20 protein-coding genes are annotated in these 25036 nt (G+C 36.6%); 10 read left to right on the forward strand and 10 right to left on the reverse strand.

The window, feature by feature from the left end; translation table 11 throughout:
• Window position 1: 1 nt before the first annotated feature.
• Window positions 2–394, reverse strand: coding sequence for a 30S ribosome-binding factor RbfA (rbfA, locus tag EKM03_RS01650; protein WP_126452046.1), 393 nt, complete (start codon window positions 392–394; stop codon window positions 2–4).
• A gap of 557 nt (window positions 395–951) precedes the next feature.
• Between rbfA and EKM03_RS01655 the strand changes: the two genes are divergently transcribed.
• From EKM03_RS01655 to EKM03_RS01665, 3 genes are read left to right on the forward strand one after another with little or no spacing between them, the layout of a single operon-like run.
• Entirely contained in the window at window positions 952–3789 is a 2838-nt protein-coding gene (locus EKM03_RS01655; protein ID WP_126739771.1) for a carboxypeptidase-like regulatory domain-containing protein, read from the forward strand.
• Between the two features lie 10 nt (window positions 3790–3799).
• Window positions 3800–5155 carry a DUF5689 domain-containing protein gene (locus EKM03_RS01660; RefSeq protein ID WP_126457617.1) on the forward strand — a complete coding sequence of 452 codons (1356 nt, stop codon included), beginning with the start codon at window positions 3800–3802 and terminating at the stop codon, window positions 5153–5155.
• A gap of 60 nt (window positions 5156–5215) precedes the next feature.
• Window positions 5216–5677: an FKBP-type peptidyl-prolyl cis-trans isomerase gene (locus EKM03_RS01665; protein WP_126576713.1), complete on the forward strand. Its 462-nt coding sequence runs from the start codon at window positions 5216–5218 to the stop codon at window positions 5675–5677.
• Window positions 5678–6004: 327 nt separating this feature from the next.
• Here the strand turns inward: EKM03_RS01665 and EKM03_RS01670 are convergent, their stop codons facing one another.
• Window positions 6005–8185 carry a glycoside hydrolase family 97 protein gene (locus EKM03_RS01670; RefSeq protein ID WP_126739772.1) on the reverse strand — a complete coding sequence of 727 codons (2181 nt, stop codon included), beginning with the start codon at window positions 8183–8185 and terminating at the stop codon, window positions 6005–6007.
• 597 nt (window positions 8186–8782) lie between these two features.
• Between EKM03_RS01670 and hflX the strand changes: the two genes are divergently transcribed.
• Window positions 8783–10033 carry a GTPase HflX gene (hflX, locus tag EKM03_RS01675; RefSeq protein ID WP_126456307.1) on the forward strand — a complete coding sequence of 417 codons (1251 nt, stop codon included), beginning with the start codon at window positions 8783–8785 and terminating at the stop codon, window positions 10031–10033.
• Window positions 10034–10259: 226 nt separating this feature from the next.
• On the opposite strand, the gene truB is transcribed toward hflX, so the two are convergent.
• From truB to EKM03_RS01695, 4 genes are all read right to left on the reverse strand, one after another.
• The gene (gene truB, locus EKM03_RS01680) at window positions 10260–10961 is read right to left on the reverse strand and encodes a tRNA pseudouridine(55) synthase TruB (RefSeq protein WP_126457614.1); all 702 of its coding nucleotides are present in this window, start codon (window positions 10959–10961) and stop codon (window positions 10260–10262) included.
• Between the two features lie 6 nt (window positions 10962–10967).
• Complete coding sequence (locus tag EKM03_RS01685) at window positions 10968–11777, reverse strand: undecaprenyl-diphosphate phosphatase (protein WP_126457613.1); 810 nt, start codon at window positions 11775–11777, stop codon at window positions 10968–10970.
• Between the two features lie 72 nt (window positions 11778–11849).
• Window positions 11850–12089: a DUF3098 domain-containing protein gene (locus EKM03_RS01690; protein WP_126457612.1), complete on the reverse strand. Its 240-nt coding sequence runs from the start codon at window positions 12087–12089 to the stop codon at window positions 11850–11852.
• Window positions 12090–12148: 59 nt separating this feature from the next.
• Window positions 12149–13024, reverse strand: a complete 876-nt coding sequence (locus EKM03_RS01695) for an ABC transporter permease (RefSeq protein ID WP_126457611.1) — start codon at window positions 13022–13024, stop codon at window positions 12149–12151.
• Between the two features lie 405 nt (window positions 13025–13429).
• Between EKM03_RS01695 and EKM03_RS01700 the strand changes: the two genes are divergently transcribed.
• Together EKM03_RS01700 and EKM03_RS01705 are read left to right on the forward strand one after the other, a co-directional pair.
• Window positions 13430–16777: a class I tRNA ligase family protein gene (locus EKM03_RS01700; protein WP_126739773.1), complete on the forward strand. Its 3348-nt coding sequence runs from the start codon at window positions 13430–13432 to the stop codon at window positions 16775–16777.
• 161 nt (window positions 16778–16938) lie between these two features.
• The gene (locus tag EKM03_RS01705; RefSeq protein ID WP_199736773.1) at window positions 16939–17625 is read left to right on the forward strand and encodes a zinc metallopeptidase; all 687 of its coding nucleotides are present in this window, start codon (window positions 16939–16941) and stop codon (window positions 17623–17625) included.
• A 167-nt stretch (window positions 17626–17792) separates the two neighbouring features.
• Here the strand turns inward: EKM03_RS01705 and EKM03_RS01710 are convergent, their stop codons facing one another.
• From EKM03_RS01710 to EKM03_RS01720, 3 genes are all read right to left on the reverse strand, one after another.
• Window positions 17793–18263: an Lrp/AsnC ligand binding domain-containing protein gene (locus EKM03_RS01710; RefSeq protein WP_126457606.1), complete on the reverse strand. Its 471-nt coding sequence runs from the start codon at window positions 18261–18263 to the stop codon at window positions 17793–17795.
• A 280-nt stretch (window positions 18264–18543) separates the two neighbouring features.
• A complete protein-coding gene (locus tag EKM03_RS01715) occupies window positions 18544–19293 on the reverse strand; it encodes a uroporphyrinogen-III synthase (RefSeq protein ID WP_126457605.1) in 750 nt (249 codons plus the stop codon).
• Window positions 19294–19306: 13 nt separating this feature from the next.
• The gene (locus EKM03_RS01720) at window positions 19307–19978 is read right to left on the reverse strand and encodes a DUF4271 domain-containing protein (protein ID WP_126457604.1); all 672 of its coding nucleotides are present in this window, start codon (window positions 19976–19978) and stop codon (window positions 19307–19309) included.
• Between the two features lie 103 nt (window positions 19979–20081).
• Here EKM03_RS01720 and EKM03_RS01725 point away from each other — a divergent pair, with 103 nt between their 5' ends.
• Genes EKM03_RS01725 through EKM03_RS01735 form a run of 3 tightly spaced genes read left to right on the forward strand, consistent with a single transcriptional unit; the run spans window position 20082 to window position 22615 of the window.
• Window positions 20082–20807 (forward strand): polyprenol monophosphomannose synthase, encoded by a 726-nt coding sequence (locus tag EKM03_RS01725; protein ID WP_126457603.1) that lies wholly within the window; start codon window positions 20082–20084, stop codon window positions 20805–20807.
• A 12-nt stretch (window positions 20808–20819) separates the two neighbouring features.
• On the forward strand, window positions 20820–22160 hold the full coding sequence (locus EKM03_RS01730) for a dihydroorotase (protein WP_126457602.1): 1341 nt from the start codon (window positions 20820–20822) through the stop codon (window positions 22158–22160).
• Between the two features lie 11 nt (window positions 22161–22171).
• Complete coding sequence (locus tag EKM03_RS01735; protein WP_126739774.1) at window positions 22172–22615, forward strand: DUF4296 domain-containing protein; 444 nt, start codon at window positions 22172–22174, stop codon at window positions 22613–22615.
• Here EKM03_RS01735 and EKM03_RS01740 read toward each other — a convergent pair.
• Complete coding sequence (locus EKM03_RS01740) at window positions 22612–23613, reverse strand: NAD-dependent epimerase/dehydratase family protein (protein WP_126739775.1); 1002 nt, start codon at window positions 23611–23613, stop codon at window positions 22612–22614. The two genes, EKM03_RS01735 and EKM03_RS01740, sit on opposite strands and share 4 nt — an antisense overlap.
• A gap of 96 nt (window positions 23614–23709) precedes the next feature.
• Between EKM03_RS01740 and tyrS the strand changes: the two genes are divergently transcribed.
• Window positions 23710–25008: a tyrosine--tRNA ligase gene (tyrS, locus tag EKM03_RS01745; RefSeq protein WP_126739776.1), complete on the forward strand. Its 1299-nt coding sequence runs from the start codon at window positions 23710–23712 to the stop codon at window positions 25006–25008.
• The last annotated feature ends 28 nt before the right edge of the window (window positions 25009–25036 follow it).

Raw genomic sequence — 25036 nt, forward strand, 5'->3', positions numbered from 1 at the left:
TTTATTGGAATCTGCGTTTGTCTAAAAGATCCCTGTTTTCTATAGGATTATCTCTGTTGGCTAACGCATTGTCAATTTTTTCAATGTAATCTAAAGAGTCGTCAATAAAGAAAACCAAATTAGGAACTTTTCTTAATTGCAAACGAACGCGTTGTGATAAATCATGTTTTATAGTTTTAGCATTGGACTTCACCGCCTCTAAAATTTCTTTGGCTTTGTCCTGAGGAAAAACGCTTAAATGTACTGTCGCCACTGATAAATCTGTAGTTACAGTAACTTTGGATACCGAGATAATTAAATTAGCTACTCCATTTTTTCTCACTTCACCTTGCAGAATATCAACCAAATCTTTTTGGATAACCCCACCTATTTTTTTCTGTCTATTTGTTTCCATAGTGCAAAAATACTACTTTTAAGTTTTATCCCGAAGTTTCGGGGCAAATTTTAAAAGTTACCTAACAATTGGTGCGTTTTTAGACGCTTTTTCCGAAGAATAAAAAAACACTTTAACTTTTATCAGGCCTTCAAATCGATAAAATCGCTAGTATTGGAAGCAAAAACAACAGATAATATTTGAATAAATAAGCTTAGGATCGTTTGAAAAGAATGAAAATTTTCAACTAAAACCGCGATGTTTTTGTATGTTTTTTATTTTTAACCTAAAGAGTAATTTATTTATTGAAAATCAATATGTTATTGTTTTTTTTGTACATTTAACATTATAATTCGTTCGTGACAACAGGCTGAATTTTAAATACCACTTTTTTCAGCATTATAGTAGTAAGGTTTTATACTCTTTTTCCAAAATTCATTTTTAATTGTTTTCAAAGTTATTCCCTTTCGGATGACGCTTTCTATGTTTTAGTTCAACCGTTGCAATTCATTGTAATGGTTGAACTTTTTATTGGAATTTATAATTTTTATTAAATAGAACCCTCATCGTTTGAATATATGAATAATTTTTACATAGCTTTCTTTTTCATGGTTCAACTGGGATGCATTACGGCACAAAATAACACAGGCTTTTTTGGAAAAATCATCGATTCAAAAACGCAAATTTCGTTAGGTTTTGTGGTTGTCAGTGTTCAAAACACGACTTTAATGCAACTCACTAAAACGGATGGTAATTTCAGTTTTGATACCGTTCCCACAGGAAATATTTTGCTTCTGGTACACAGTCAGGGTTTCAAAGATGGCTTGTATCCCGTTGAAATTACCGAAGGACAAATGCTGGATTTGGGAACCATATCTTTAGAACAAGACCAATCCATAGAGCAGCAAAACAGTATCATCACACTTATTGAAAGTGATTTTGGCGATGACAACAGCAGTTCCGAAAGTACTTCCGGACTCTTGCAATCCTCCCGAGATGCTTTTTTGCAAGCTGCCGCTTTCAACTGGGGACAAGCTCGTTTTAGAGTTCGGGGATTAGACAGCGAACATTCCACAATGATGATCAATGGCGTTTCCATGAATAAAATTTATGACGGCAGACCGCAATGGGGTGCATGGGGCGGATTGAATGACGCGCTACGTAATCAGGAATTTACCCTGGGAACTGCCCCTTCGGATTATACGTTTGGGGGTATTTTAGGGACACAGGAAATCAATACGCGAGCCTCTATTTACAGACCAGGTTCTCGAATTTCATTTTCTGGGACCAATACCAATTACAGTTGGCGCACCATGGCTACGCATGCTTCCGGAATGAATTCCCGTGGCTGGGCTTTTGTAGTTTCGGCAGGAAAGCGCTGGGCGCAAGAAGGGTATTTTGAAGGCAGCAGTTATGATGCGAATTCCTTTTTTATAAGTCTCGAAAAAAAAGTAGGCGAGAAGCATTCGTTGAATCTCACGGCACTGTACACTCCGAATTCCAGAGCCAAAAATTCCCCTAATACAGCTGAAGTTACCCAATTGACAAACGTAAAATACAATTCGTATTGGGGTTTTCAAGAGAATGAAAAAAGAAATGCCCGCATCAAAACCATTGAAGAACCCATGATAATGCTGAATCATTATTTTAAAATCAATGATAAAACCAATTTGAATTCGAGTGTGACGTATCAATTTGGAACAATTGCCAACAGCAACATCGATTATCAAAATGCGAATAGTCCTGATCCAACGTATTATCGAAATATGCCCAGTTATTACAGCTCTCTTTATGCGCCTGATAATGGAGAATTCTCGGGTGCATTTACTCCGGATTATGAAAATGCAGAAAAAAGTAAAGCGGAATTTTTAGCCAATTCGCAAATCGATTGGACGGCATTGTACCAAGCCAATCAAAATCCAGTTTTGGATGCTAATGGAACAATTACGAGCTACGAACCCACAAAAAGCAAGTATGTTTTGTATGAAGATCAAGTAGAAGATCAGACAGCGGTGGCCACAACAAATTTGAGTGCGCAACTGTCGGAAAATATTTTTTTGAATGCAGGAGCATCTTTCAAAAAACTAAAATCGCATAATTCACAAAAATTGTTGGACTTGCTTGGCGGTTCCTATTTTGAAGATATCGATGCTTTTTATAGTGGAAATCAATCCCAGTCTGATTTGAATAGTCCCGACCGTCAAGTAGTGGTTGGGGATACGTACGGATACAACTATAATTATTTTGCCAATACTGTAGAAGCGTTTACCCAATTCAAATTCACCTACAACAAAGCGGATTTTTATCTGGCTCAGCATTTTTCTACTGCCAATTATCAAAGGGAAGGTCTGTACAAAAACGGAATTTATGAAACCAATTCCTTCGGGAAAAGCGAAAAAATAGCATTTGAAAATTTTGGCTTCAAAGCCGGATTCAATTTCAAAATCTCCGGCAAACAGCTGGTGACTTTTAATGCGGCATATTTAACCAAAGCACCCTCTTTGAAAAATACGTTTGCGAATTCCCGATTGAATAATGCGATTGTAGACGGTATTGAAAGTGAGAACATCAGCAGTTTGGACGCCAGTTACATCTATCGTTCCCCAAAACTCAAAGCCAGACTAACTGCGTATTATTCCTTAATTAAAAATGCGACTCAAATTTCCTTTTTTTATGCCGAAGGAATTTTTGATGATGGCTCCGGTTATTTAAATACCGATGCTTTTGTGAGTCAGACATTAACACAATTGAATAAGAAAAATGTAGGGGCCGAATTCAGTTTGGAATACCAATTAAGCCAAACATTTAAAACCACTTTTTCGGCCGCTTTCGGGGAATATACGTATGACAGTAATCCAAGAGTGACTTTGACAAACGATGCTGAAGCAACTCCAGAAAATACCAGTCCGGTTTTTGATTTTGGAACGGCTTCCCTCAAAAATTATAAGCAAGCGGGAATGCCACAACGCGCGTATTCCGTGGGAATTGAATATCGAGATCCAAAATATTGGTGGATTAGCGCCAATGTAAATTACCTCACCAACAGTTATATTGATATTTCTCCTATTTCCAGAACCGAAATATTTTATAAAAATCCCGCAAGCGGTTTCAATTTTCCAGAGGCAACGGAGGAACGGGCTACAGTACTTATAAAACAAGAAAAATTTGATCCAACGATGTTGCTCAACCTTGTGGGTGGAAAATCATGGAGAATTTACGGAAAGAATGTCGGGATTTTTGCCAGCATCAATAATGTACTCGATGTTACCTATAAAACGGGTGGTTATGAACAAGCCCGAAACGCAAATTTCAGACAAATTAATCAAGATGTTTCCAGTGGCACGCCTTCTTTTGGACCAAAATATTTTTACGGATACGGAAGAACGTATTTTGTCAATCTTTATATCAATTTTTAAATTAAAGCACATGAAATCAATATTCAGCAAACCGGTTCTATTTTTACTGTTGACAATCACTTTCAGCAGTTGCGTAACGGATGAGGTTGTGGCTCCAAAACTCATGTGCACCCAGCCAGATTTAGTTATAAATAAAACAGTTAACGAAGTTCATGCGGTTGCGAATGCCATTGTAACACAGTACAAATACGAGGATATCATCGAGGCGTATGTGGTTTCCAGCGATGAATCGGGGAATTTTTTCAAGTCGATTTCCTTTCAGACTTTGGCAACAGCCACAACGCCAGCTATAGGATTTAGCGTTCCTGTGGATGCTACCAACTTGTATATTGACTATAGATTGGGCAATAAAGTATATATAAAATTGAAAGATCAATATACGGATATTTCATTTGGCGGGATGCGTATCGGAAGTATTTTTGTGAATTCCTATAATGAAGGTGGAGTGGGGCGACTTTCACAAAATGAGTATAAAAAAGTGTTGAATGCGTCGTGTAGGAATGTAAAGGAGGAGGTTTTGGTTCGGTCGTTAACCATGTCGGAACTGCTGAATGATTCTAATTTGAATACGTTGGTCGAATTGTCTGATGTTCAGTTTTCAGCTTTGGCCATAGGGCGTCATTATTTTGAGGAAACCAATAATGTGGGCGGTGCGACAAATTGGGGATTAGTAGATAAATTAGGCAATCAAGTCTATTTTAGAACGAGTAGTTTTTCTGATTTTTCGACTAAAGTTGTTCCCGAAGGAAGCGGAAAAGTAAGGGGAATTTTGACAAAATACGGAACGGATTACCAATTATTGCCGCGTTCCGAAAAAGATGTGGTGATGACTGGAAGCAGAGCTGTTCCTTTTTTCTCCCAAGATTTTGAAAAAGTTGTCGATAAGTCGAATTTGAGTCTTCCCGGTTGGGCAAATATGGTTCAAAAAGGAACACTTTTCTGGAAAGGCACCGTTTATTCCGGTAACGGGTATGCCGAGTTTGCCATTAGCGGAACTAAAGTTGTTTCGAATGTGGCTTGGTTGATCTCGCCAAAAATTGACATGGATGTTCATACGAAAGAAGTCCTTACTTTTAGAAGCGCTCAGCATCATTTAGACGTTGATTCCCAGTTAAATTCCTTGGAAGTGTATGCTTCCAGTAATTTTGACGGATTGAATTTTGCAACTGCCACTTGGATTCCTTTAATGGTTAATTTGCCCAAACAAGCCACGCCTTGGTATCAATTTGTAGGAAGTGGCGCAGTAGATTTATCTGCATTCCAAGGTAAAATCAGCATTGCTTTTAAATATACAGGCTCCGGAAAAAACCTGGCTTTGGATGGCGCTTTTCAAGTAGATGACGTCCAGATTTTTGGTGATAAATAATTTTTATAAAAGACTTTGCTTGAATTACTATATTTGCAGCATTAACGTTTAAATTAAATTATGAAATCTACTTTATTAGCCCTAATTTCTTTATTATTTGTTTCTTGTTTATCGGATAACGAAGCATCTAAACCTGTTGATTACACGGTTCAAAACGAAAAAGAAATCGTGGATTACATTGCGAAAAATAAATTGACTGCCACAAAAACCGATTCAGGATTGTATTATGTGGTTAATGAAGCGGGAACTGGCGCTCAACCAACAGCTTCATCTAATGTAACAGTAGCCTACAAAGGATATTTTACTAATGGAAATGTTTTTGATCAAAGTGATGCTTCAGGCATTTCATTTGGTTTGAACCAAGTGATAAAAGGATGGACAGAAGGTATTCCCTTTTTTAAAGAAGGAGGAAGCGGAGTTCTTTTAATTCCTTCTCATCTGGGTTATGGAAGCAACGGTAGTGGACCTATTCCAGCAGGATCTGTTCTTGTTTTCAATGTTAAACTGATTAAAGTAAATTAGTTAAAGAGAAAGATAAAACTAAAAAAGGCTGTCTAGATTTTCTAGGCAGCCTTTTCTGTTTTATGAATTTATGTGGTAGAATGAATTACAATACACGGATTATTATTATGAACTCGTTGGGTGTAATTAAAGAAAATTTCAATTAATCTTTAATAAAAAATTTGAACCGCATAGAGACATAGAAAAAAAGAGTAAGATAGCCTAATTCTTGGGTTCACATAGCTATGGTTTTCTAGGAAAAAGTGAAACGCATTACGGAATTTTAAAATCTATATTTCTATGTGGTTAAAAAATTAAACAAATTGAATTACACCCAACGGCTTATTATTATTTAATTTCAACGATGCTTATCGCATAACCTCCACCGGGCGCACTGAGTTGTGCCAGTTTTGATTTGTTAGTCACCGTCATTTTACGAATTGTATAGGCTTGTGGATTGGTTTTATAATGTGCCTCTTTTGCATCAGCATAAATAGTGGCAACATATTTTTTTCCTTTTTCCAAAAAATCAAATTTGATGGTTGATGTACGAGAAGTATCGCCATTTACATTACCAATAAACCAATTGTTCGTCACTTTTGCTTTACGCGCAACAGTAACATATTGACCAGGTTCTGCTTCAAGGTATTTGCTGTCAGACCAATCTACGGCTACATCTTTGATGAACTGAAAAGCATCAGGAAAGCGATCGTAATTTTCCGGCGTATCGGCTGCCATTTGCAACGGGCTGTACATCGTTACGTACAATGCCAATTGATTTGCAATCGTACTGTTGACATGGGAATTATTATCCGGATTCAATTTGCTTAAATCCATTTCAAAAATCCCAGGAGTATAATCCATCGGTCCGCCTACTAAACGGGTAAAAGGCAACACTGTCACGTGATTGGGTTTAGAACCACCAAAAGCTTGGTATTCTGTTCCTCTTGCTGCTTCGTTACCAATTAAATTGGGATAGGTTCTTGAAATTCCCGTTGGACGAACCGCTTCGTGAGCATTCAACATAATTTTATATTCGGCTGCTTTTTCCAAAGCATATTGAAAGTGATTGACAATCCATTGGCTGTAGTGGTTTTCGCCTCTTGGCATAATATCACCTACATAACCACTTTTTACAGCATCGTATCCATTGTCTTTCATAAACTGATACGCTTTATCCATGTGGCGCTCATAGTTACGCACAGATCCTGAAGTTTCATGGTGCATCATCATTTTAATACCTTTTGATTTGGCATATTCATGCAATCCTTTGACGTCAAAATCCGGATACGCAGTCAGAAAATCAAAAACATAATCTTTGGAATGACCAAACCAGTCTTCCCAACCTTCATTCCAGCCTTCTACTAAAACGGCATCAAAACCGTGTTTAGCTGCAAAATCAATGTATTTTTTTACATTAGTGTTGTTGGCACCGTGTTTTCCATTTGGTTTCGCTTTTGAAAAATCAGAAACGCCAAGTTGTACCGTTGGAAATTCATCCGTATACGCCCAAGAACTTTTTCCGGTGATCATTTCCCACCAAACACCTACATATTTAACGGGTTTTATCCATGATGTATCTTCAATTTTGCTTGGGTCATTCAAGTTCAATGTCATTTTTGAAGCCAGAATTTCTCTTGCGTCATCACTAACAATTATTGTACGCCAAGGCGAATGATTTGGGGCCTGCATGTATCCTTTGTCTCCTTTGGCATCTGGTGTTAACCAAGATTCGAATACCATATTTTTATCATCTAGATTCAAATGCATGCACGAATAATTGATTAATGCTGCTTCATGTAGATTGATATACAATCCATCTGCTGTTTTTAGCATTAGCGAAGTCTGTACTCCTGTTGTAGAAAAAGACTTTTGAGAAACATTTGCGGTAGTTGCTTTTTCTGATAAGCCTCGGATTTCCGATAATTTTGATGTGGTGTAATCGTATTCTTGAGTGTCATAATCACCCGGAATCCAAAATGCAGTATGATCTCCTGTCATGGCAAACTGAGTTCTTTCTTCTTTAATTACAAAATAAGTAAGGTTTTTTTGCGAAGGAAATTCATAACGAAATCCTAAACCATCGTCAAACAAACGGAAACGAATCACAATCTTTCTGTCTGTTTCTTTCTGATTTAAGGTTACTGCCAATTCGTTATAATGATTGCGAATGGAAGCTACTTCTCCCCAAACGGGTTTCCAGTTTTCATCAAAAGTAGCTGTTTGGGTATCTGTTATCGTGAAATTATTTAACAACGAATTTTTATCAAAAAGTAATTTTTTTTCAGCGGGATTAGTACTATATGTCAAATCAAACAACATTGTTTTTTTGTCGCTTTTTAGTTCAAGACCCAGTTTACTAGGTTTTATAACGACGTTATTTTTGTAGCTCAAAGTGTAACTTGGAGTGCCGTCACTTAACAATGAAAAATCCATTGTGAATTTTTGGTTGGGTGATTTTAATTGTTGTGCCGCAACGTTACTCAAGAACGTTAAAGTGAATAGTAGTGAAAAAAGATAATGCTTCATTTTTATTGAATATAAATTACTAATTGATTTTTGGTTTTATAATTCGGCTTGATTTTTACGAGATCGTTTTATTTAAAACAGTAACAAAATTGTAGTTATCGCTGCAATTTCTTAAAAAGTAAAAGTAAACTCTTTATTGTTTATTTCACACTCTTTCCAGTGGAATAAAATTTGGAATGATGTACTGTTTTGTTCAATTTAATTGATAGTAAGTCAAAATTAGCGCCTAAACTGTTTTCAAATAATGCACTTTATTAAAATAGAACTAACATTTAATGTGCGTAAGACAAAAACAAGGGTTTTTAAAATAACTTCAAATTCGACAAATTTTTTTAGCCACGAATTATCCGAATTTTCACTGATTTTTTTGAAATCAAATGGTGATTTGTGGCAAAATTTTTCTCGTTCTGGAGTTAAATAGCAGTTTCATCTGGAGAAATACACGGCTGAATTTATTTTATTCGCAGAAAAACATTTCAGCAGTATAATTTTCGGATCGACAAAAAAACTATCATTATTTACGGCTTCTAATTTTTTATAAACCCAGAACTCAATAAGTCCCTGACAAATCATTAAATTTGTAACTTATTCAAAAATATGTTAGAAAAAGAAGTAATAAATTTCGAAAAGACGGCTATAGTTGGTATTGTAACTCAAAACCAAAGTGAAGAGAAGCTGCGCGAATATCTTGACGAATTAGAGTTTTTGACTTTTACCGCAGGAGGGCAAGTGGTGAAACGTTTTTCGCAAAAAATGGAACGTCCTAATCCCAAGACTTTTGTTGGTACCGGAAAAATTGAAGAGATTCATCTTTTTGTAAAAGAAAATGATATCTCGACTTTGGTATTTGATGATGAATTATCACCTTCACAACAAAAAAATATATCTAAAATCATAACGGAATGTAAAATTCTGGACAGAACGCACCTTATCTTGGATATTTTTGCGCAACGTGCTGAAACTTCGTACGCCAGAACGCAAGTAGAATTAGCGCAATGTCAATATTTATTACCAAGGCTTTCCGGAATGTGGACGCACCTTGAACGCCAAAAAGGGGGAATTGGAATGCGTGGACCTGGAGAAACCGAGATTGAAACCGACAGACGTATTGTTCGTGACCGAATCGCGTTATTGAAAGAAAAAATAAAAACCATCGACAAGCAAATGGGTGTGCAGCGCGGCAATCGTGGCGCTATGGTTCGTGTGGCTTTGGTGGGATATACTAATGTGGGGAAATCAACCTTGATGAATGCCGTTGGTAAAAGTGATGTTTTTGTAGAGAATAAACTTTTTGCTACGCTGGACACCACCGTCCGAAAAGTAGTTATTAAAAACCTTCCTTTCTTGCTTTCGGATACGGTAGGATTTATCAGGAAATTGCCAACACAACTGGTTGATTCTTTCAAAAGTACGCTGGATGAGGTTCGCGAAGCGGATTTGTTATTGCACGTAGTTGATATTTCGCATCCTGAATTTGAAGATCATATTGCATCCGTAAACCAAACTTTATTGGATATTAAGGCAAATGACAAACCGGTAATTATGGTTTTCAATAAAATTGATGCTTACCAGCATTTGACTATTGACGAAGATGATTTAATGACCGAAAAAACGCCAAGACATTATACGCTGGAAGAATGGAAATCGACTTGGATGAGCAGAGTAGGCGAGCAAAATGCGTTATTTATTTCGGCTACTAACAAGGAAAATTTTGAGGAATTCAGAGAACGTGTTTATGAAGCCGTACGTCACATTCACATTACCCGTTTTCCGTACAATAAGTTTTTATATCCGGATTATAAAGACGCGGTGGAGAAAGAAGACAAAGACGCGGAAGAAATGGAATAATTTTCTCCAAAACATAAAATAAACCAATCCCTTTTGAAGTTTTAAGAGGGATTTTTTTTGGGCATGCCCAGCTGTATCAGGTTGTAGGCTGCACAACAAGTTCTCATAAAAGATGGCTGAACGAAGTAATTTAAAAAAGATATAATTAGAGATGAATTAATTTGGAAATTATTCTCGTTTTAAAAAAGCAACTAAGAATGTTGTTAGGGTTGAAAGTCTCAAAACACTAATTATTGGAGTCTAAATTATTTTCAAAAACAGTAACAGCTACACCATTCTTTACATCATAATCGCCAATTTTGGTTCGGCGTAAAGCCGTTAAGTGCGAACCAGAACCCATGGCTTTTCCAAAATCAAATGCCAAGGAACGAATGTAAGTTCCTTTGCTGCAAACTACTCTAAAGTCTATTTCAGGAAGTGCAATTCTGGTGATTTCAAATTCGTGAATCGTTGTTTTTCTGGTGGCAATTTCAACAGTTTCTCCTGCTCTGGCATGTTCATACAAGCGCACGCCATCTTTTTTTATAGCCGAATAAATAGGGGGTTTTTGATCTATTTCGCCTAGAAACTGTTTTATGGTATCATGGATTAAAGCATCATCAATATGATCTGTCGAGAAAGTTTGATCGATCTCCGTTTCTAAATCATACGAAGGCGTAGTCGCTCCAATGTAAAAAGTTCCGGTATATTCTTTGGCTTGACCCTGAAGTTCAGTGATTCTTTTGGTGAATTTTCCGGTACAAACTAACAGTAATCCGGTTGCCAAAGGGTCTAACGTTCCAGCGTGACCTATCTTGAATTTTTTTGGCAGATTCAGTTTAGTGATTAATGCCCATTTCAATTTATTCACCGCCTGAAAAGAAGTCCAGTTCAAAGGTTTGTCAATCAGTAAAATTTGTCCGTTTTGGTAATCTTCGGCTGTCTTCAAAGGAAATTATTTAAAGTATGAAAAGTAGATCAATAAAAAGATACCTACAATTATTCGGTACCAGCCCCATGGTTTGAAACCATATTTTTTGATAATTTCAATAAAAAATTTAATTGCTATAATGGCAACGATAAAAGCCACGACATTACCAATCAGGAATAATTGGATGTTTTCGTTAGACTTTAAAATCAATTCGTAGCCTTTCATTTGTGAAGTTTCGTAGGTTTTCAAGAACACAGAATAGCATGTTACCGCCATCATTGTTGGCACGGCCAAAAAGAAAGAGAATTCTGCCGCAGCATGCCGCGTTAATCCTTGTTGCATTCCCCCAATTATCGAGGCAGCGGAACGACTTGTCCCCGGCATCATGGCTAAACATTGCCAGAAACCAATAATTACAGCTTTTTTTACAGTAATATCTTCTTCTTGAATGACAGTGGGGCTTTGAAAACGACTGTCAATAAAAAGCAGAATTACACCTCCTATAATTAACACCACCGCTATAGGGATAGGATCACCCAAAATAGCTTCAATTTTATCGTCAAATAATTTTCCTAAAACCAAAGCAGGAATTACGGCACAAATGAGTTTAATGTAAAAATTGAATTTGGAGAAATCGAAGAATTTTTTCCAGTACAATACCACGACAGCTAAAATAGCTCCAAACTGAATAGAAACCTGAAAAAGCTTCACAAAATCATCTTCTTGAATTCCAAAATAGGAACTTAGGAAAACCATGTGTGCTGTGGATGAAACGGGCAAATATTCTGTTAATCCTTCGATTATGGCAATTAAAAAAGCTTGTAATGTATTCATTATAGCGTGATCAGTGTTCTGTTTTTAGTAGTCTGTTAATCAGTATTGTAACTTATAATGCGTCAATGTTTGTTATTTTTTTGGGTTTTTAAGAATGGCATATACAGTAATGCCAAAACCAATTAAAACAGTTGTTGGCGCAAGTCGAATTCTTCTAAAATTGAAGATGTCTTCGCTAAATACATTTGGATCATCACTTCCTCCGCCGGCCATTAGAATAAATCCCAAGGCAATTACACCAATCCCGATTAAGAGAATTTTATAATTTATTTTGTCAAAAAGAAATTCTGGTTTGTGGTTGTTGTTTTCCATAAAATCATTGCGAGGAGTTGCGCGGCACGAAGCAAAGCAATCTTATCCTCATTGTTTAATTAATAAAGGTCGTCTGTTCTTAAATTCAAGAACCGTTGTGTTGCAAAATGCGTGCTTAACCAGGTAATTAAAATACCAATTCCTAGAACACTCAATAAAACAAGTCCAATTAATGCTTTGTCTTCTAATATGCCAAGATTTGGAAAACTGGTTTCTATATAAATCAGTACACCAGTCAAGGCTATTATGGCTAAAAAAGCTCCAATCATGCCCAGTTTTATACTTCGCATTACAAAAGGTTTTCTGATAAATGATTTGGTAGCACCTACCATTTGCATGGTCTTAATGATGAATCTGTTAGAATGTATGGACAAACGCAACGAACTATTGATCAGTAATACGGCAATAAAAGATAAAAAACCGCTGATTATCAAAATCCACATGCTTACTTTTTTGATGTTATCGTTCACCAGATTTACTAATTGTTTGTCATACACAATATCGGAAATCATAGCGTTTTTGCGTAAGCTAGCTTCAATTTTTGTGATGCTGTCCTTTACTACATAATCTCCTTTCAGGTGAATGTCATACGAGTTTTGCAACGGGTTTTCTCCCAGAAATACCAGGAAATCCTCCCCAATAATATCGGTATGTTGTTTTGCTGCAGCTTCTTTGGTTACATAATCGTATGATTTTACAAAGTGACTTGCTTTTAATTCAGTTCCAAAAGCTTTTAATATCGTGTCATTGGCTTCGTTTTTGAAAAAAACGGTCATGGCAATATTTTCTTTGAAATCGTTCGCTAATTTTTTAGAATTTATAATGAAAAGACCCAATATTCCCAACAGAAATAAAACCAAGAATACACTTAGCACTACTGAGAAATAAGAGGAAATTAAACGACGTTTTTGGAAATTATCAAAGGAAGAACTCATAGTTTACTGAAATTATTGGGTAAAAATAACAAAGAATTTCTTTATTTAAAGTTAATAACGCTCAAAGTTTCAACTTTCGTACAATAAACGTAAATTTGCGACCTAAAAATAGTCATCGTAATAAAAGGTAGAACCTCAGTTGCTCATTTGTTCAGAACCTTATAAAAAGGACTTGAGTGCGCGACAGCATGACTCCATTAAAAAACAATAAAAAAGAGGAATGACTTGAGTGCGCGACAGCATGACTCCATTAAAAAACAATAAAAAAGAGGAATGACTTGAGTGCGCGACAGCATGACTCCATTAAAAAACAATAAAAAAGAGGAATGACTAAAAACAATAAAAAAGAGGAATGACTTGAGTGCGCGACAGCATGACTCCATTAAAAAACAATAAAAAAGAGGAATGAAATACAATCCGAACGAAATAGAGACCAAATGGCAGCAATATTGGTTAGAAAACGAAACATTTAAAGCTGAAAATAACGCAACAAAACCTAAATATTACGTACTTGATATGTTTCCGTATCCATCAGGAGCGGGATTACATGTAGGACATCCTTTGGGGTATATTGCCTCAGATGTGTATTCTAGATACAAAAGACACCAAGGTTTTAATGTGTTGCACCCTATGGGTTATGACAGTTTTGGTTTGCCTGCTGAGCAATATGCCATACAGACTGGTCAGCGTCCTGAGGATACTACTTCGGTAAATATTGACGGCGGAACGGATAAAGAAGGAAATAAAATTGCAGGATACAGAAAGCAATTGGACAAAATTGGATTCTCTTTCGACTGGAGTCGAGAAGTGCGTACTTCAAATCCCGATTATTACAAACACACACAATGGATTTTCATTCAATTATTCAATTCATGGTACAATAAAAACAGCGACAAAGCCGAAGATATTTCGACTTTGGTTTCGATTTTCCAAAAAGAAGGAAATGCAAATGTCAATGCGGTTTGCGATGAAAATAGTGAAGTTTTTTTAGCAAATGAATGGAACGCTTTCGCAAAAGAGCAACAGGAGCGAATTTTATTGCAATACAGATTGACCTATTTGGCCGAGACTGAAGTAAACTGGTGTCCGGGATTGGGAACGGTTTTAGCAAATGACGAAATCGTAAATGGTGTTTCAGAGCGTGGCGGTTTTACAGTGGTGCGCAAGAAAATGACACAATGGAGCATGCGAATTTCGGCTTATGCAGAACGTTTACTGCAAGGCTTAAACGATATTGACTGGAGCGAAAGCATTAAGGAAAGTCAGAGAAACTGGATTGGGAAAAGTGTTGGGGCGATGGTAACCTTTAATCTCCTCCCCCCAGCCGCCTCCAAAAGAGGGGGAGCCGAGCCTGTGTACATGACAGGGGATTCTCAGAATGCTAAACATTTATTGGTTAATGCCAAGGAAATGCGAAAAGAACCAACATTTGCTGAAGCGTTATTGTGGGATGCTGTTCGGAATAAAAAATTAGACAGTAAGTTTAGAAGACAACATTTAATTGGTAATTACATTGCTGATTTTGTTTGTTTGGAAAGTAGATTGGTTGTTGAAGTTGATGGAGAATATCATAATACTCCTGAACAAATAGAACTTGATGAAGAAAGGACTTTTGAATTAGAACAAAAACACAGATTCAAAGTTATTCGATTTTCAAATGATGAGGTAAAAAAAGATATTGAAGCAGTTTTGTCTAAAATTCAAACTGAATTAAATAATAGAAAACGAGAAGATATTACGAATTCAGCTTCGGCTCCCTCCCCTTCGGGGAGGGTTGGGGTGGGGATTTTCACCACTCGGCCCGACACCATCTTTGGAGTTACATTCATGACTTTGGCTCCAGAGCATCCTTTGGTTCAAGAAATAACAACTGAGGAACAAAAAGCGGCAGTCAATGCATATATCGAAAAAACGTCAAAACGTTCTGAAAGAGAACGTATGGCCGATGTTAAAACCATTTCTGGAGTATTTACTGGTGCTTACGTAGAGCATCCTTTTACGAAAGAACCAATTCCGGTTTGGATTGGGGATTATGTTTTGGCAGGTTACGGGACAGGCGCGGTTATGGCGGTTCCTTGTGGCGATGAAAGAGATTATGCTTTTACGAATTTCTTCAAAGGGCAACAAGGCATGCAAGAAATCAAAAATATTTTTGCCAATGTAGATATTTCTGAAGCTGCATACGTTTCGAAAGACAATGTGATTATCGCCAATTCTGATTTCCTAAACGGATTAACGTACAAAGAAGCGACTAAAAAAGTAATTGAAGAATTAGAAAAACTAAACCAAGGAAAAGGAAAAATCAATTACCGTTTGCGTGATGCTGTTTTCTCGCGCCAGCGCTATTGGGGAGAGCCGTTTCCGGTATATTATGTGAATGGCTTGCCGCAAATGATTGCCGCAAAACATTTACCAATCATCTTGCCGGAAGTAGAGAAATACTTACCAACCGAAGACGGGCAACCGCCTTTAGGTAACGCTTTGGTTTGGGCTTGGGACAGTGTAAATAATAAAGTGGTTTCGAATGAGCTTCTCTCCCCTCCTTCGGAGGGGTTGGGGGAGGAAACTATATTCCCATTAGAATTGAACACGATGCCAGGTTGGGCGGGAAGTTCATGGTATTGGATGCGTTATATGGATGCGAAGAACGAAAGCGAATTTGCAAGTAAAGACGCATTGGCATATTGGGAAAGCGTAGATTTATATATTGGCGGAAGCGAACATGCCACCGGACATTTATTGTATTCCCGTTTTTGGAACAAATTCTTGAAAGATAAAGGTTTTGCTCCAACCGAAGAGCCATTCAAAAAACTGATCAATCAGGGAATGATTTTGGGAATGAGTGCATTTGTTTATAGACTAGACGGAACAAATACGTATGTTTCTAAAAATAAAATCGGTGGACAAAACGTGCAGCCAATTCATGTTGACGTTTCAATGGTTAATTCTTCTGATGAATTAGATATTGAAAGATTCAAAGCTTGGAGAGAAGATTATGCAGATGCGGAATTTATTTTAGATGAAAACGGAAAATACATTGTAGGTCGCGAAATCGAAAAAATGTCGAAATCCAAATACAATGTAGTAACGCCAGACGATATTTGTAACGAATATGGAGCTGATACATTGCGTTTGTATGAAATGTTCTTAGGACCATTGGAACAAGCAAAACCTTGGAATACAGCAGGAATATCAGGAGTTTTTGGTTTCTTGAAAAAATTATGGCGTTTGTATCATACTGGACCAGACGACTCTTTCTACGTTTCTGACTCCCCTTCTTCGGAGGGGTTGGGGGAGAATCTAAAATCATTGCACAAAACTATCAAGAAAGTAGCAGAAGATATCGAAGGTTTTTCATTTAATACTTCGGTTTCACAATTTATGATTTGTGTGAATGAATTGTCAACGCAGAATTGTCATTCTCGTGCAATCTTGGAGCCTTTAGCGATTGTGATTTCGCCGTATGCACCACACATCGCCGAAGAATTATGGTCGTTGCTAGGAAATAAAGGTTCGATTGCAACAGTTGCTTTTCCTGTTTTTGAAGCTAAATATTTAGTAGAAAGTGAAAAGGAATATCCGGTTTCTTTCAATGGAAAAATGCGTTTCACGATGGTTTTGCCTTTGGATTTAACCAAGGAGCAAATCGAGAAAATTGTAATGAAAGATGAAAGAACCATCAAACAATTAGAAGGAAGAACGCCAAACAAGGTAATAATTGTTCCGGGAAAAATTATTAATTTAGTGGGGTAAATTTTTAACAAACATACTAATCCGTATAAATCTGCGCATATCCTTTTCATCCGCGTAATCTGCGTTCCATTTTTAGGAATGCCAAATTGACGCAATAAAAAAATGGTTCAGATTTTGATAATTCTTTTGTAACTTTAAATAATAAATTAAAAAACAAAAATATGGGAATGGGTTATTTGATTCTTGCCGGAGCAATCATGCTTTTCAGCTGGTTAGTTAGTTCAAGACTAAAAAGCAAATTTGAACATTATTCTAAATTGCAATTGCAAAACGGATTGTCCGGTGCTGAAATCGCCGAGAAAATGCTTGCCGATAACGGGATTCGTGATGTACGAGTAATCTCTACACCGGGACGTTTGACGGATCATTATAATCCATCTGACAAAACTGTGAATTTAAGCGAGGCCGTTTACAACCAAAGAAATGCGGCTGCGGCAGCTGTTGCGGCTCACGAATGTGGACATGCGGTGCAACACGCTGTAGGGTATCAGTGGCTGACAATGCGATCTAAATTAGTGCCGGTGGTAAATGTAGCCTCTACGTATATGCAGTGGATCTTGCTAGGAGGAATCTTGATGATGAAGACTTTTCCGCAATTACTACTGGTGGGAATTATCATTTTTGCAGCAACTACTTTATTCTCTATAGTTACTTTGCCGGTCGAATATGATGCGAGTAATCGGGCGTTGGCTTGGTTAGAAAACAAAAGAATGCTGACACAGCAAGAACAAGCGGGAGCCAAAGATTCGCTTAAATGGGCTGCTAGAACGTATGTTGTGGCTGCTTTAGGATCCATCGCGACACTCTTGTATTATGTTTCGATTTATATGGGAGGAAGAAGGAATTAGATGTTTGCTAAAAAAATACAAATCCGTCTTGTGTAAGAACAAGACGGATTTTTTTGCCTCTATTTCATCTTTACGGAGAAGAAATCTCATCAAGTTATTCGGAGTATGTGATTTATCCTACGCAGAAATGACAAGGTTCATGGAGTCACAAAGAGATAAAAGTGTTGCTACAATTGAATTTGTCTTTCAATTTGTTGGTCCAGAGAAATAAAAGTTTCTGTTCTGGAAACGCCTTCTATCGCTTGGATTTTGGTATTGAGTAATTGCATTAAATGTTCGTTATCCCGACAAATTATTTTAATAAGAATAGACCAGTTTCCTGTCGTATAATGGCATTCTAGTACTTCAGGAATTTTTTTTAGATCACGTACCGCCTCTGGATTTCTAGCCGCCTTGTCCAGATAAATTCCAACAAAAGCCATCGTGTTATAGCCCAAAATTTTATTGTTTACCGTAAATTTTGATCCCGAAATAACGCCGGATTGTTCCAGTTTTCGCAAACGTTGATGAATCGCAGCTCCGGAAATTCCAATTTTATTGGCGATTTGAAGAATTGGCTTTCGGGCATCTTCCATCAAGTCGCGCAAGATTTCTTTATCGATACCGTCAATTTCTACTACTAGTGAATTGATTTTCATAGGTTGTTGTTTTAAACTAAACTATTAAATTTAGTTTGAATTGAAAATCAAATTTAAAAAAAAAACGATTAAATTTAGTATTTGTTGAGTTTTATGTGATATTGAGCGCAGTCTGGATGCTAAAATGATTTTCGATTGTGCTCGAACTGACAGTAGTACTAATTTATATGTATCAGTAATACACGATAAAGAACCACAACGGAATTTTAGATTTTGTATTATCAAAAAAGCCATTCGGATTGCGAATGGCTTTTTTGATTTTATTTCGAAAAGTAATTTTTTATTTTCCTTTGTTGGCTTCCATAACATATTTCTCTAAAGCCATTGTCATCGAGGGAGTTTCCGGGGTTGGTGCAAGAATATCGATTCTTAAGCCATGATCCAAAGCTTCTTTTTGGGTGGTACTGCCAAAAACAGCAATTCGAGTATTGTTTTGCTCAAATTCTGGAAAATTCATGAACAATGATTTTATTCCGGTTGGACTAAAGAAGGCCAAAACATCATAATATACATCGGCTAAATCAGACAAATCGCTCATCACTGTTTTGTAAAAAATAGCGGGAGTCCAGTCTACTTTTAAGGCGTCCAGCGTTATTGGAGCATCCGCATTGAGTTGATCTGAAGCAGGTAATAAGAATTTTTCGTCTTTGTATTTTTTAATCAGTGGGGATAAATCGGCAAAGTCTTTTGGTCCAACGTAAATTTTCCGTTTTCGATATACCACATATTTTTGCAGGTAAAAAGCGACTGCTTCTGATTGGCAGAAATATTTTAATCCCTCGGGTACTTTAAATCGCATTTCTTCGGCCACTCTGAAAAAGTGGTCTACTGCATTTCTACTGGTTAAAATAATTGCGGTGTAATGATTAAGATCAATTTTTTGAAGGCGGATCTCTTTTGCATTAACTCCTTCTACATGAATAAAAGGCCTGAAATCAATTTTTACTTTATGCTTTTGTTGAAGTTCAAAGTATGGGGAATTTTCCACTTTAGGCTCTGGTTGTGATACCAAAATTGTTTTCACTTTCATATTTTAACGTTTTCTAAGCACTCCCTTTTGTGAACCAATAATACATGAAATAATAGGGAGCTATTTCGAGAGCGCAAAGATATAAAATAAAATAAAACAACTTACCGATTATTAAATTTTGATAATTTTTTATTGAAATAAAATAAGTTATAACATTGATTGTCAATATAATGCCTATAATTAATAATGGAATATTTATTGAGATTGTGTCGTTATAAAACAAAATAATATTGAATGGCAGTATGATTAATCCAATATAGGTCCTGTAAGTTACCTTTTGAAGGTTGAACTGCTCCATAAATTCTTCAATATTGAATGAGGTTGCAATTATTTTTTCGATTAAATACTTTGCTAAAACGAAGAAGATCAAGAACGTAAATATTTGAATATAAAGCAACCAGTCCGTTTTTGAAACAGGGCCAAAATAGCTCAATGCAATTTGGATGAAGAACGCAAGGGAGATGATTTGAACCAAAAATAAAGCAACAGTGAATCCGCTTTTGAGATGACTGCTGTCACGGTATACTTTGGTGTATTTATTGGAGAAAATAAGGTTCGCAAAATCACCAAAACGATTTTCGAAAATGGATCTAGTAATAGCAATAATAGCAAATGACAGCACAAAAAGTACGGTCGCCCAGTCTTTGTTCTCTGTTATTCTTGGATGAAGTATGGTTTCTATCATAACAGTGCAAAATTACTAATTTTTATGCCATTCTTTTTATTATAATTTTATTAAGGATCAAGTGGCATAAAAAGTTTACTTTTGCGGTGAAATTAGCCTAAATATGAATGATTGTATTGTTATAATTCCTACCTATAACGAAATTGAAAATATAGAAAGCATTATCCGATCGGTGCTTTCTCAACACAAACCCTTTCATGTGCTTATTATTGATGATAATTCACCAGATCACACTGCTGATAAGGTTGTTTTGCTTCAGAGAGAATTTGCAGGCAGATTGTTTTTAGAAAAAAGAAATAAGAAATCAGGTTTGGGAACGGCTTATGTACATGGATTCAGATGGGCATTGGAGCGCCGATATGAATATATTTTTGAAATGGATGCCGATTTTTCTCATAATCCCAATGATTTAGAAAAATTGTACAGTGCCTGTCATTTTGGGGATGCTGATTTAGCAATTGGATCTAGATATGTAACCGGTGTCAATGTGGTGAACTGGCCTTTAAGCCGGGTGCTAATGTCATATTTTGCCTCTGTTTATGTGCGCATGATTACCGGAATGAAAATTCATGATGCTACCGCTGGGTTTGTCTGTTACAAAAGAAAAGTTTTAGAAGAATTCCATTTAAATTCCATTAAATTCGTTGGGTATGCCTTTCAAATTGAAATGAAATATAGAACATATTGTAAGAATTTTCAAATCGTAGAGGTTCCAATTATTTTCACTGATAGAACCAAGGGGCAATCCAAAATGAGTAATTCAATAATTATTGAAGCCGTTTTTGGAGTTATTTCGCTTAGATTAAAAAGACTTTTCAATACATTATAAGAAAAAAATACGATGAACAGGGTTTTAATAAAGAATGCCAAAATAGTAAATGAAGGAGTCATTTTTGAAGGTGATTTGTTAATTGAGAATGACCTTATTGTTGAAATTGCAGAAAGCATCAGCGCTAAATCCTCTGAATGTAAAATCATTGATGCCGAGGGAAATTATTTAATTCCCGGAGCCATTGATGATCAGGTGCATTTTAGAGAGCCAGGACTCACGCACAAAGGCGACATCGAATCCGAATCTAAGGCCGCAATTGCAGGGGGAATTACGTCCTTTATTGAACAGCCGAACACGGTTCCGAATGCGGTTACCCAAGAAATATTAGAACAAAAATACGAGTTGGCTGCCCAAAAATCGTATGCGAATTATTCGTTTATGATGGGTGCAACCAATGATAATTTAGAAGAGGTTCTAAAAACAAATCCAAAGAATGTTGCCGGAATCAAAATATTTTTAGGATCCTCAACGGGAAATATGCTGGTGGATAATGAAGCCACATTAGAAAAAATATTTTCCAGTACACCACTGCTTATCGCGGTACATTGCGAGGATGAAACGACTATCCAAAATAATTTAGCAAAATACAAAGCAGAGTATGGAGAAGATGTTCCCATTACCGCACATCACCTGATCCGCAGTGAGGAAGCGTGTTATATTTCGTCTTCCAAAGCGGTTGCGCTGGCAAAGAAAACAGGAGCGCGTTTGCATGTTTTTCACCTTTCAACTGCTAAAGAAATGGATTTGTTTACCAATAAAATTCCATTGGAAGACAAGAAAATCACAGCTGAGGTTTGTATCCATCATTTGTGGTTTACCAATGATGATTATGCAACCAAAGGCAATCTGATCAAGTGGAATCCCGCGGTAAAAACTGCGAATGACCGGAAAGTGCTTTGGGAAGCCTTGCTGGATGATAGAATCGATGTGATTGCCACAGATCATGCGCCACACACATTAAAAGAAAAAAAACAATCGTATTTGAATGCGCCTTCCGGTGGGCCTCTGGTTCAACACGCTGTTGTGGCTATGTTTGAAGCCTTTCATCAAGGTAAAATTAGCGTGGAGAAAATTGTGGAAAAAATGTGTCATAATCCGGCAAAGATTTTCAAAATAGAAAAACGTGGTTTCATTAAAGAAGGCTATTATGCGGATTTAGTGATCGTAAATTCAGGTTTGCCGTGGAGTGTTAAGAAAGAAAATATTATGGCTAAATGTGGGTGGTCACCATTTGAAGGTTTTACTTTTAAGTCCAGAATTACCCATACTTTTGTAAATGGACAATTAGTATATAACGCATTTAAGGTAAAAGACATTCGTGTGGGCAAACGGTTGTTGTTTGAAAGATAAATTTTTGATAAATGAAAAAAATTATAGCATTTTTAGCGATCGGGACTCTCTTATTAGGTTGTAAAGAGGAAGTAGTCAAAAAACCGGAACGGCTTATTCATAAAGACGTTATGATAAATGTGATGTATGATTTGTCTGTTTTAGAAGCGATAAAATACCAAAATCCAGCCTCCCTGGACACGTTCAAAATAAATCCTACACAATATATTTATAAAAAATATAAAATTGACAGCCTGCAGTTTGCCAAAAGTAATATTTATTATGCGTCCGATTATGAGGGTTACAAAGTGATGTTTGAGCAAATGACCCAACGATTGGAGGATAACAAAAAACAAGTTGATTCTTTACTTACCATAGATAAAAAGAAAAAGAAATCCCTTCTTTTGAAAAAGAAAAAAACGCCTGTAATTGTTAAGGATACTTCGCGATTAAAACAGAATGAAGCGCCCTTTTAAAGCGCTGAAATGTCTTTTATGTAGTCGGTGATATTTGTAAAATCTGTTTTTAATCTGTTTTTAATCTTTTCATTGGAATACCTGTTTTTCGAGTAGGAAGCTTTTGCGGTAGCGTGCGATAATTTTCTCTTTTGTTGAAAAATAGTAGAAACGCACCAATCCAATCTCCAGAGAATTTCCATGAAAAAGGGTTTTGCATGAGTTTCAGGTCGTTTCACGCCCAATGCATCCGCCATAGTATTCAGGATGTCCCGGTAAACACTGTTTTCTGCAATCAAGGTAAAGCGTTCATTCTTGATTTCGCTTTGCATCAATTGATGTGCAATTCGGACCACATCAGTAACGGCAACAAATCCGGTTGAACCTAGCGTGTAAAATTGCAGTCCCTTTTTTACTTTCGTAAAAAGTTGTCCGCTTCCTTGCTCCCAATCCCGAAACTTCGGGACAGGCCCGAGAATGATGCCTGGATTTACAATTATCACATCTAAACCTTCTTGTTGTCCGCGCCAGATTTCCATTTCGGCACCATATTTAGAAATAGCATAATCAGTATGGTACTTTTCCGGATTCCATTCGGTTTCTTCGGTGATGAATTTTTCATGAGGCAGCAAATCACCCAAAGTGGCAATGGAACTTACAAAACACAGTTTTTTTATTTTATAAGCGATACAAAAATTCACAATATTTGCGGTGCCTTCAATGTTTGTTTTTCGCAAAGCATCTTCATCTTTTGGATCAAAGGAAATCAAAGCGGCACAATGGTAGACGGAATCAATATTCTGGAAGGCGATTTCTAACGAAGGGATTTCGGTAATATCTGCGGGAATCCATTCGATTTGCTCGAATAACGATTCCTTTTTGTAGATGGCAAATAGGGATTTCGTTTTCTCCATCGAGGCGGCACTTCGATAAATAGCACGTACTTTTTCTCCATTTTCAATTAAATGAAGCAATAAATGCGTGCCTACTAAACCCGTTCCTCCTGTGACTAAAATCATGCTACGAAAATACGAATAATTTTTTTCGAATAACCTATTAAACAAATAACCGAATCCACAATAAATTTTATCTTTGTGGAAATTGATTTTTATACAATGAAAAATATTATTTCCGAATTACAATGGCGCGGCTTAGTTCACGACATCATGCCTGGAACCGAAGAGCAACTTCTAAAAGAAATGACAACTACATATATAGGATTTGATCCAACATCGGATTCCTTACATATTGGAAGCTTAGTACCTATAATTCTTTTGGTTCACTTGAAAAATTTCGGACATAAACCGATTGCATTAGTGGGTGGAGCAACAGGAATGATAGGGGATCCATCTGGGAAATCGGATGAGAGAAATCTCTTGGATGAAGCGACTTTGAATTATAATGTGGAGGGGATAAAAAGTGTTTTATCCCGTTTTTTAGATTTTAATTCAAGCGAAATAAATGCGCCAGTTCTGGTAAATAATTACGATTGGATGAAGAATTTGTCATTCATTAATTTTGCTCGTGACGTGGGCAAACGAATTACGGTGAATTACATGATGGCCAAAGATTCTGTAAAGAAAAGATTGTCCGGTGAAGGCGAAGGAATGTCTTTTACGGAGTTTACGTACCAATTAATTCAAGGATATGATTTTTACCATTTGCACAAAGAATACAATTGTTTGTTGCAAATGGGAGGTTCTGATCAATGGGGAAATATTACAACTGGAACTGAATTAGTGCGTCGGATGAATGTAGGTGAAGAGGCCAAAGCATACGCGATGACTTGTCCGTTAATCACAAAAGCGGACGGAACCAAGTTTGGAAAATCCGAAGGAGGAAATGTTTGGTTGACGGCTGATAAAACATCGGTTTATAAATTTTATCAGTTTTGGTTGAATACCACCGATGTGGATGCGGAAAAATACATTAAGATTTTTACTTTTTTAGATGCAGCAACAATAGACACATTAATAGTAGAGCATAAAACGGCACCGCATTTAAGAGTCTTGCAAAGAAGATTGGCCGAAGAGCTTACCGTTTTTGTGCATTCCAAAGAAGACTTAGAAAATGCCATAAAAGCATCGAATATTTTGTTCGGAAATTCTACTTCAGATGATTTGAAGCAATTGAACGAAGCTACTTTCTTAGATGTTTTTGATGGTGTTCCTCAAGCAGAAATCAGCAGAGCCGAGATTGAATCAGGAATCAATATTGTTGATGTTCTAAACGAAAAAACAGGATTTCTAAAATCGAATGGCGAAGCAAGACGCGCTTTGACAGCTAATTCTATTTCAGTAAATAAAGAAAAAGTAACCGAAGAATTCTCGCTTTCGAACAAAGATTTAATCAACAATCAATTTGTATTATTGCAAAGCGGTAAGAAAAATTATTTTGTGCTTCGGGTTAAATAATTGTATAACTTTACTTGAAATAACGAAA

It is taken from the genome of Flavobacterium sp. GSP6, from assembly GCF_003984855.1.
Lineage (GTDB): Bacteria > Bacteroidota > Bacteroidia > Flavobacteriales > Flavobacteriaceae > Flavobacterium.

Excerpts from the sequence above, each read along its gene's own strand:
- rbfA (WP_126452046.1), bottom strand. The coding sequence starts at position 394 with ATGGAAACAAATAGACAGAAAAAAATAGGTGGGGTTATCCAAAAAGAT.
- EKM03_RS01655 (WP_126739771.1), top strand. The coding sequence starts at position 952 with ATGAATAATTTTTACATAGCTTTCTTTTTCATGGTTCAACTGGGATGC.
- EKM03_RS01660 (WP_126457617.1), top strand. The coding sequence starts at position 3,800 with ATGAAATCAATATTCAGCAAACCGGTTCTATTTTTACTGTTGACAATC.
- EKM03_RS01665 (WP_126576713.1), top strand. The coding sequence starts at position 5,216 with ATGAAATCTACTTTATTAGCCCTAATTTCTTTATTATTTGTTTCTTGT.
- EKM03_RS01670 (WP_126739772.1), bottom strand. The coding sequence starts at position 8,185 with ATGAAGCATTATCTTTTTTCACTACTATTCACTTTAACGTTCTTGAGT.
- hflX (WP_126456307.1), top strand. The coding sequence starts at position 8,783 with ATGTTAGAAAAAGAAGTAATAAATTTCGAAAAGACGGCTATAGTTGGT.
- EKM03_RS01685 (WP_126457613.1), bottom strand. The coding sequence starts at position 11,777 with ATGAATACATTACAAGCTTTTTTAATTGCCATAATCGAAGGATTAACA.
- EKM03_RS01690 (WP_126457612.1), bottom strand. The coding sequence starts at position 12,089 with ATGGAAAACAACAACCACAAACCAGAATTTCTTTTTGACAAAATAAAT.
- EKM03_RS01695 (WP_126457611.1), bottom strand. The coding sequence starts at position 13,024 with ATGAGTTCTTCCTTTGATAATTTCCAAAAACGTCGTTTAATTTCCTCT.
- EKM03_RS01700 (WP_126739773.1), top strand. The coding sequence starts at position 13,430 with ATGAAATACAATCCGAACGAAATAGAGACCAAATGGCAGCAATATTGG.
- EKM03_RS01705 (WP_199736773.1), top strand. The coding sequence starts at position 16,939 with ATGGGAATGGGTTATTTGATTCTTGCCGGAGCAATCATGCTTTTCAGC.
- EKM03_RS01710 (WP_126457606.1), bottom strand. The coding sequence starts at position 18,263 with ATGAAAATCAATTCACTAGTAGTAGAAATTGACGGTATCGATAAAGAA.
- EKM03_RS01715 (WP_126457605.1), bottom strand. The coding sequence starts at position 19,293 with ATGAAAGTGAAAACAATTTTGGTATCACAACCAGAGCCTAAAGTGGAA.
- EKM03_RS01720 (WP_126457604.1), bottom strand. The coding sequence starts at position 19,978 with ATGATAGAAACCATACTTCATCCAAGAATAACAGAGAACAAAGACTGG.
- EKM03_RS01725 (WP_126457603.1), top strand. The coding sequence starts at position 20,082 with ATGAATGATTGTATTGTTATAATTCCTACCTATAACGAAATTGAAAAT.
- EKM03_RS01730 (WP_126457602.1), top strand. The coding sequence starts at position 20,820 with ATGAACAGGGTTTTAATAAAGAATGCCAAAATAGTAAATGAAGGAGTC.
- EKM03_RS01735 (WP_126739774.1), top strand. The coding sequence starts at position 22,172 with ATGAAAAAAATTATAGCATTTTTAGCGATCGGGACTCTCTTATTAGGT.
- EKM03_RS01740 (WP_126739775.1), bottom strand. The coding sequence starts at position 23,613 with ATGATTTTAGTCACAGGAGGAACGGGTTTAGTAGGCACGCATTTATTG.
- tyrS (WP_126739776.1), top strand. The coding sequence starts at position 23,710 with ATGAAAAATATTATTTCCGAATTACAATGGCGCGGCTTAGTTCACGAC.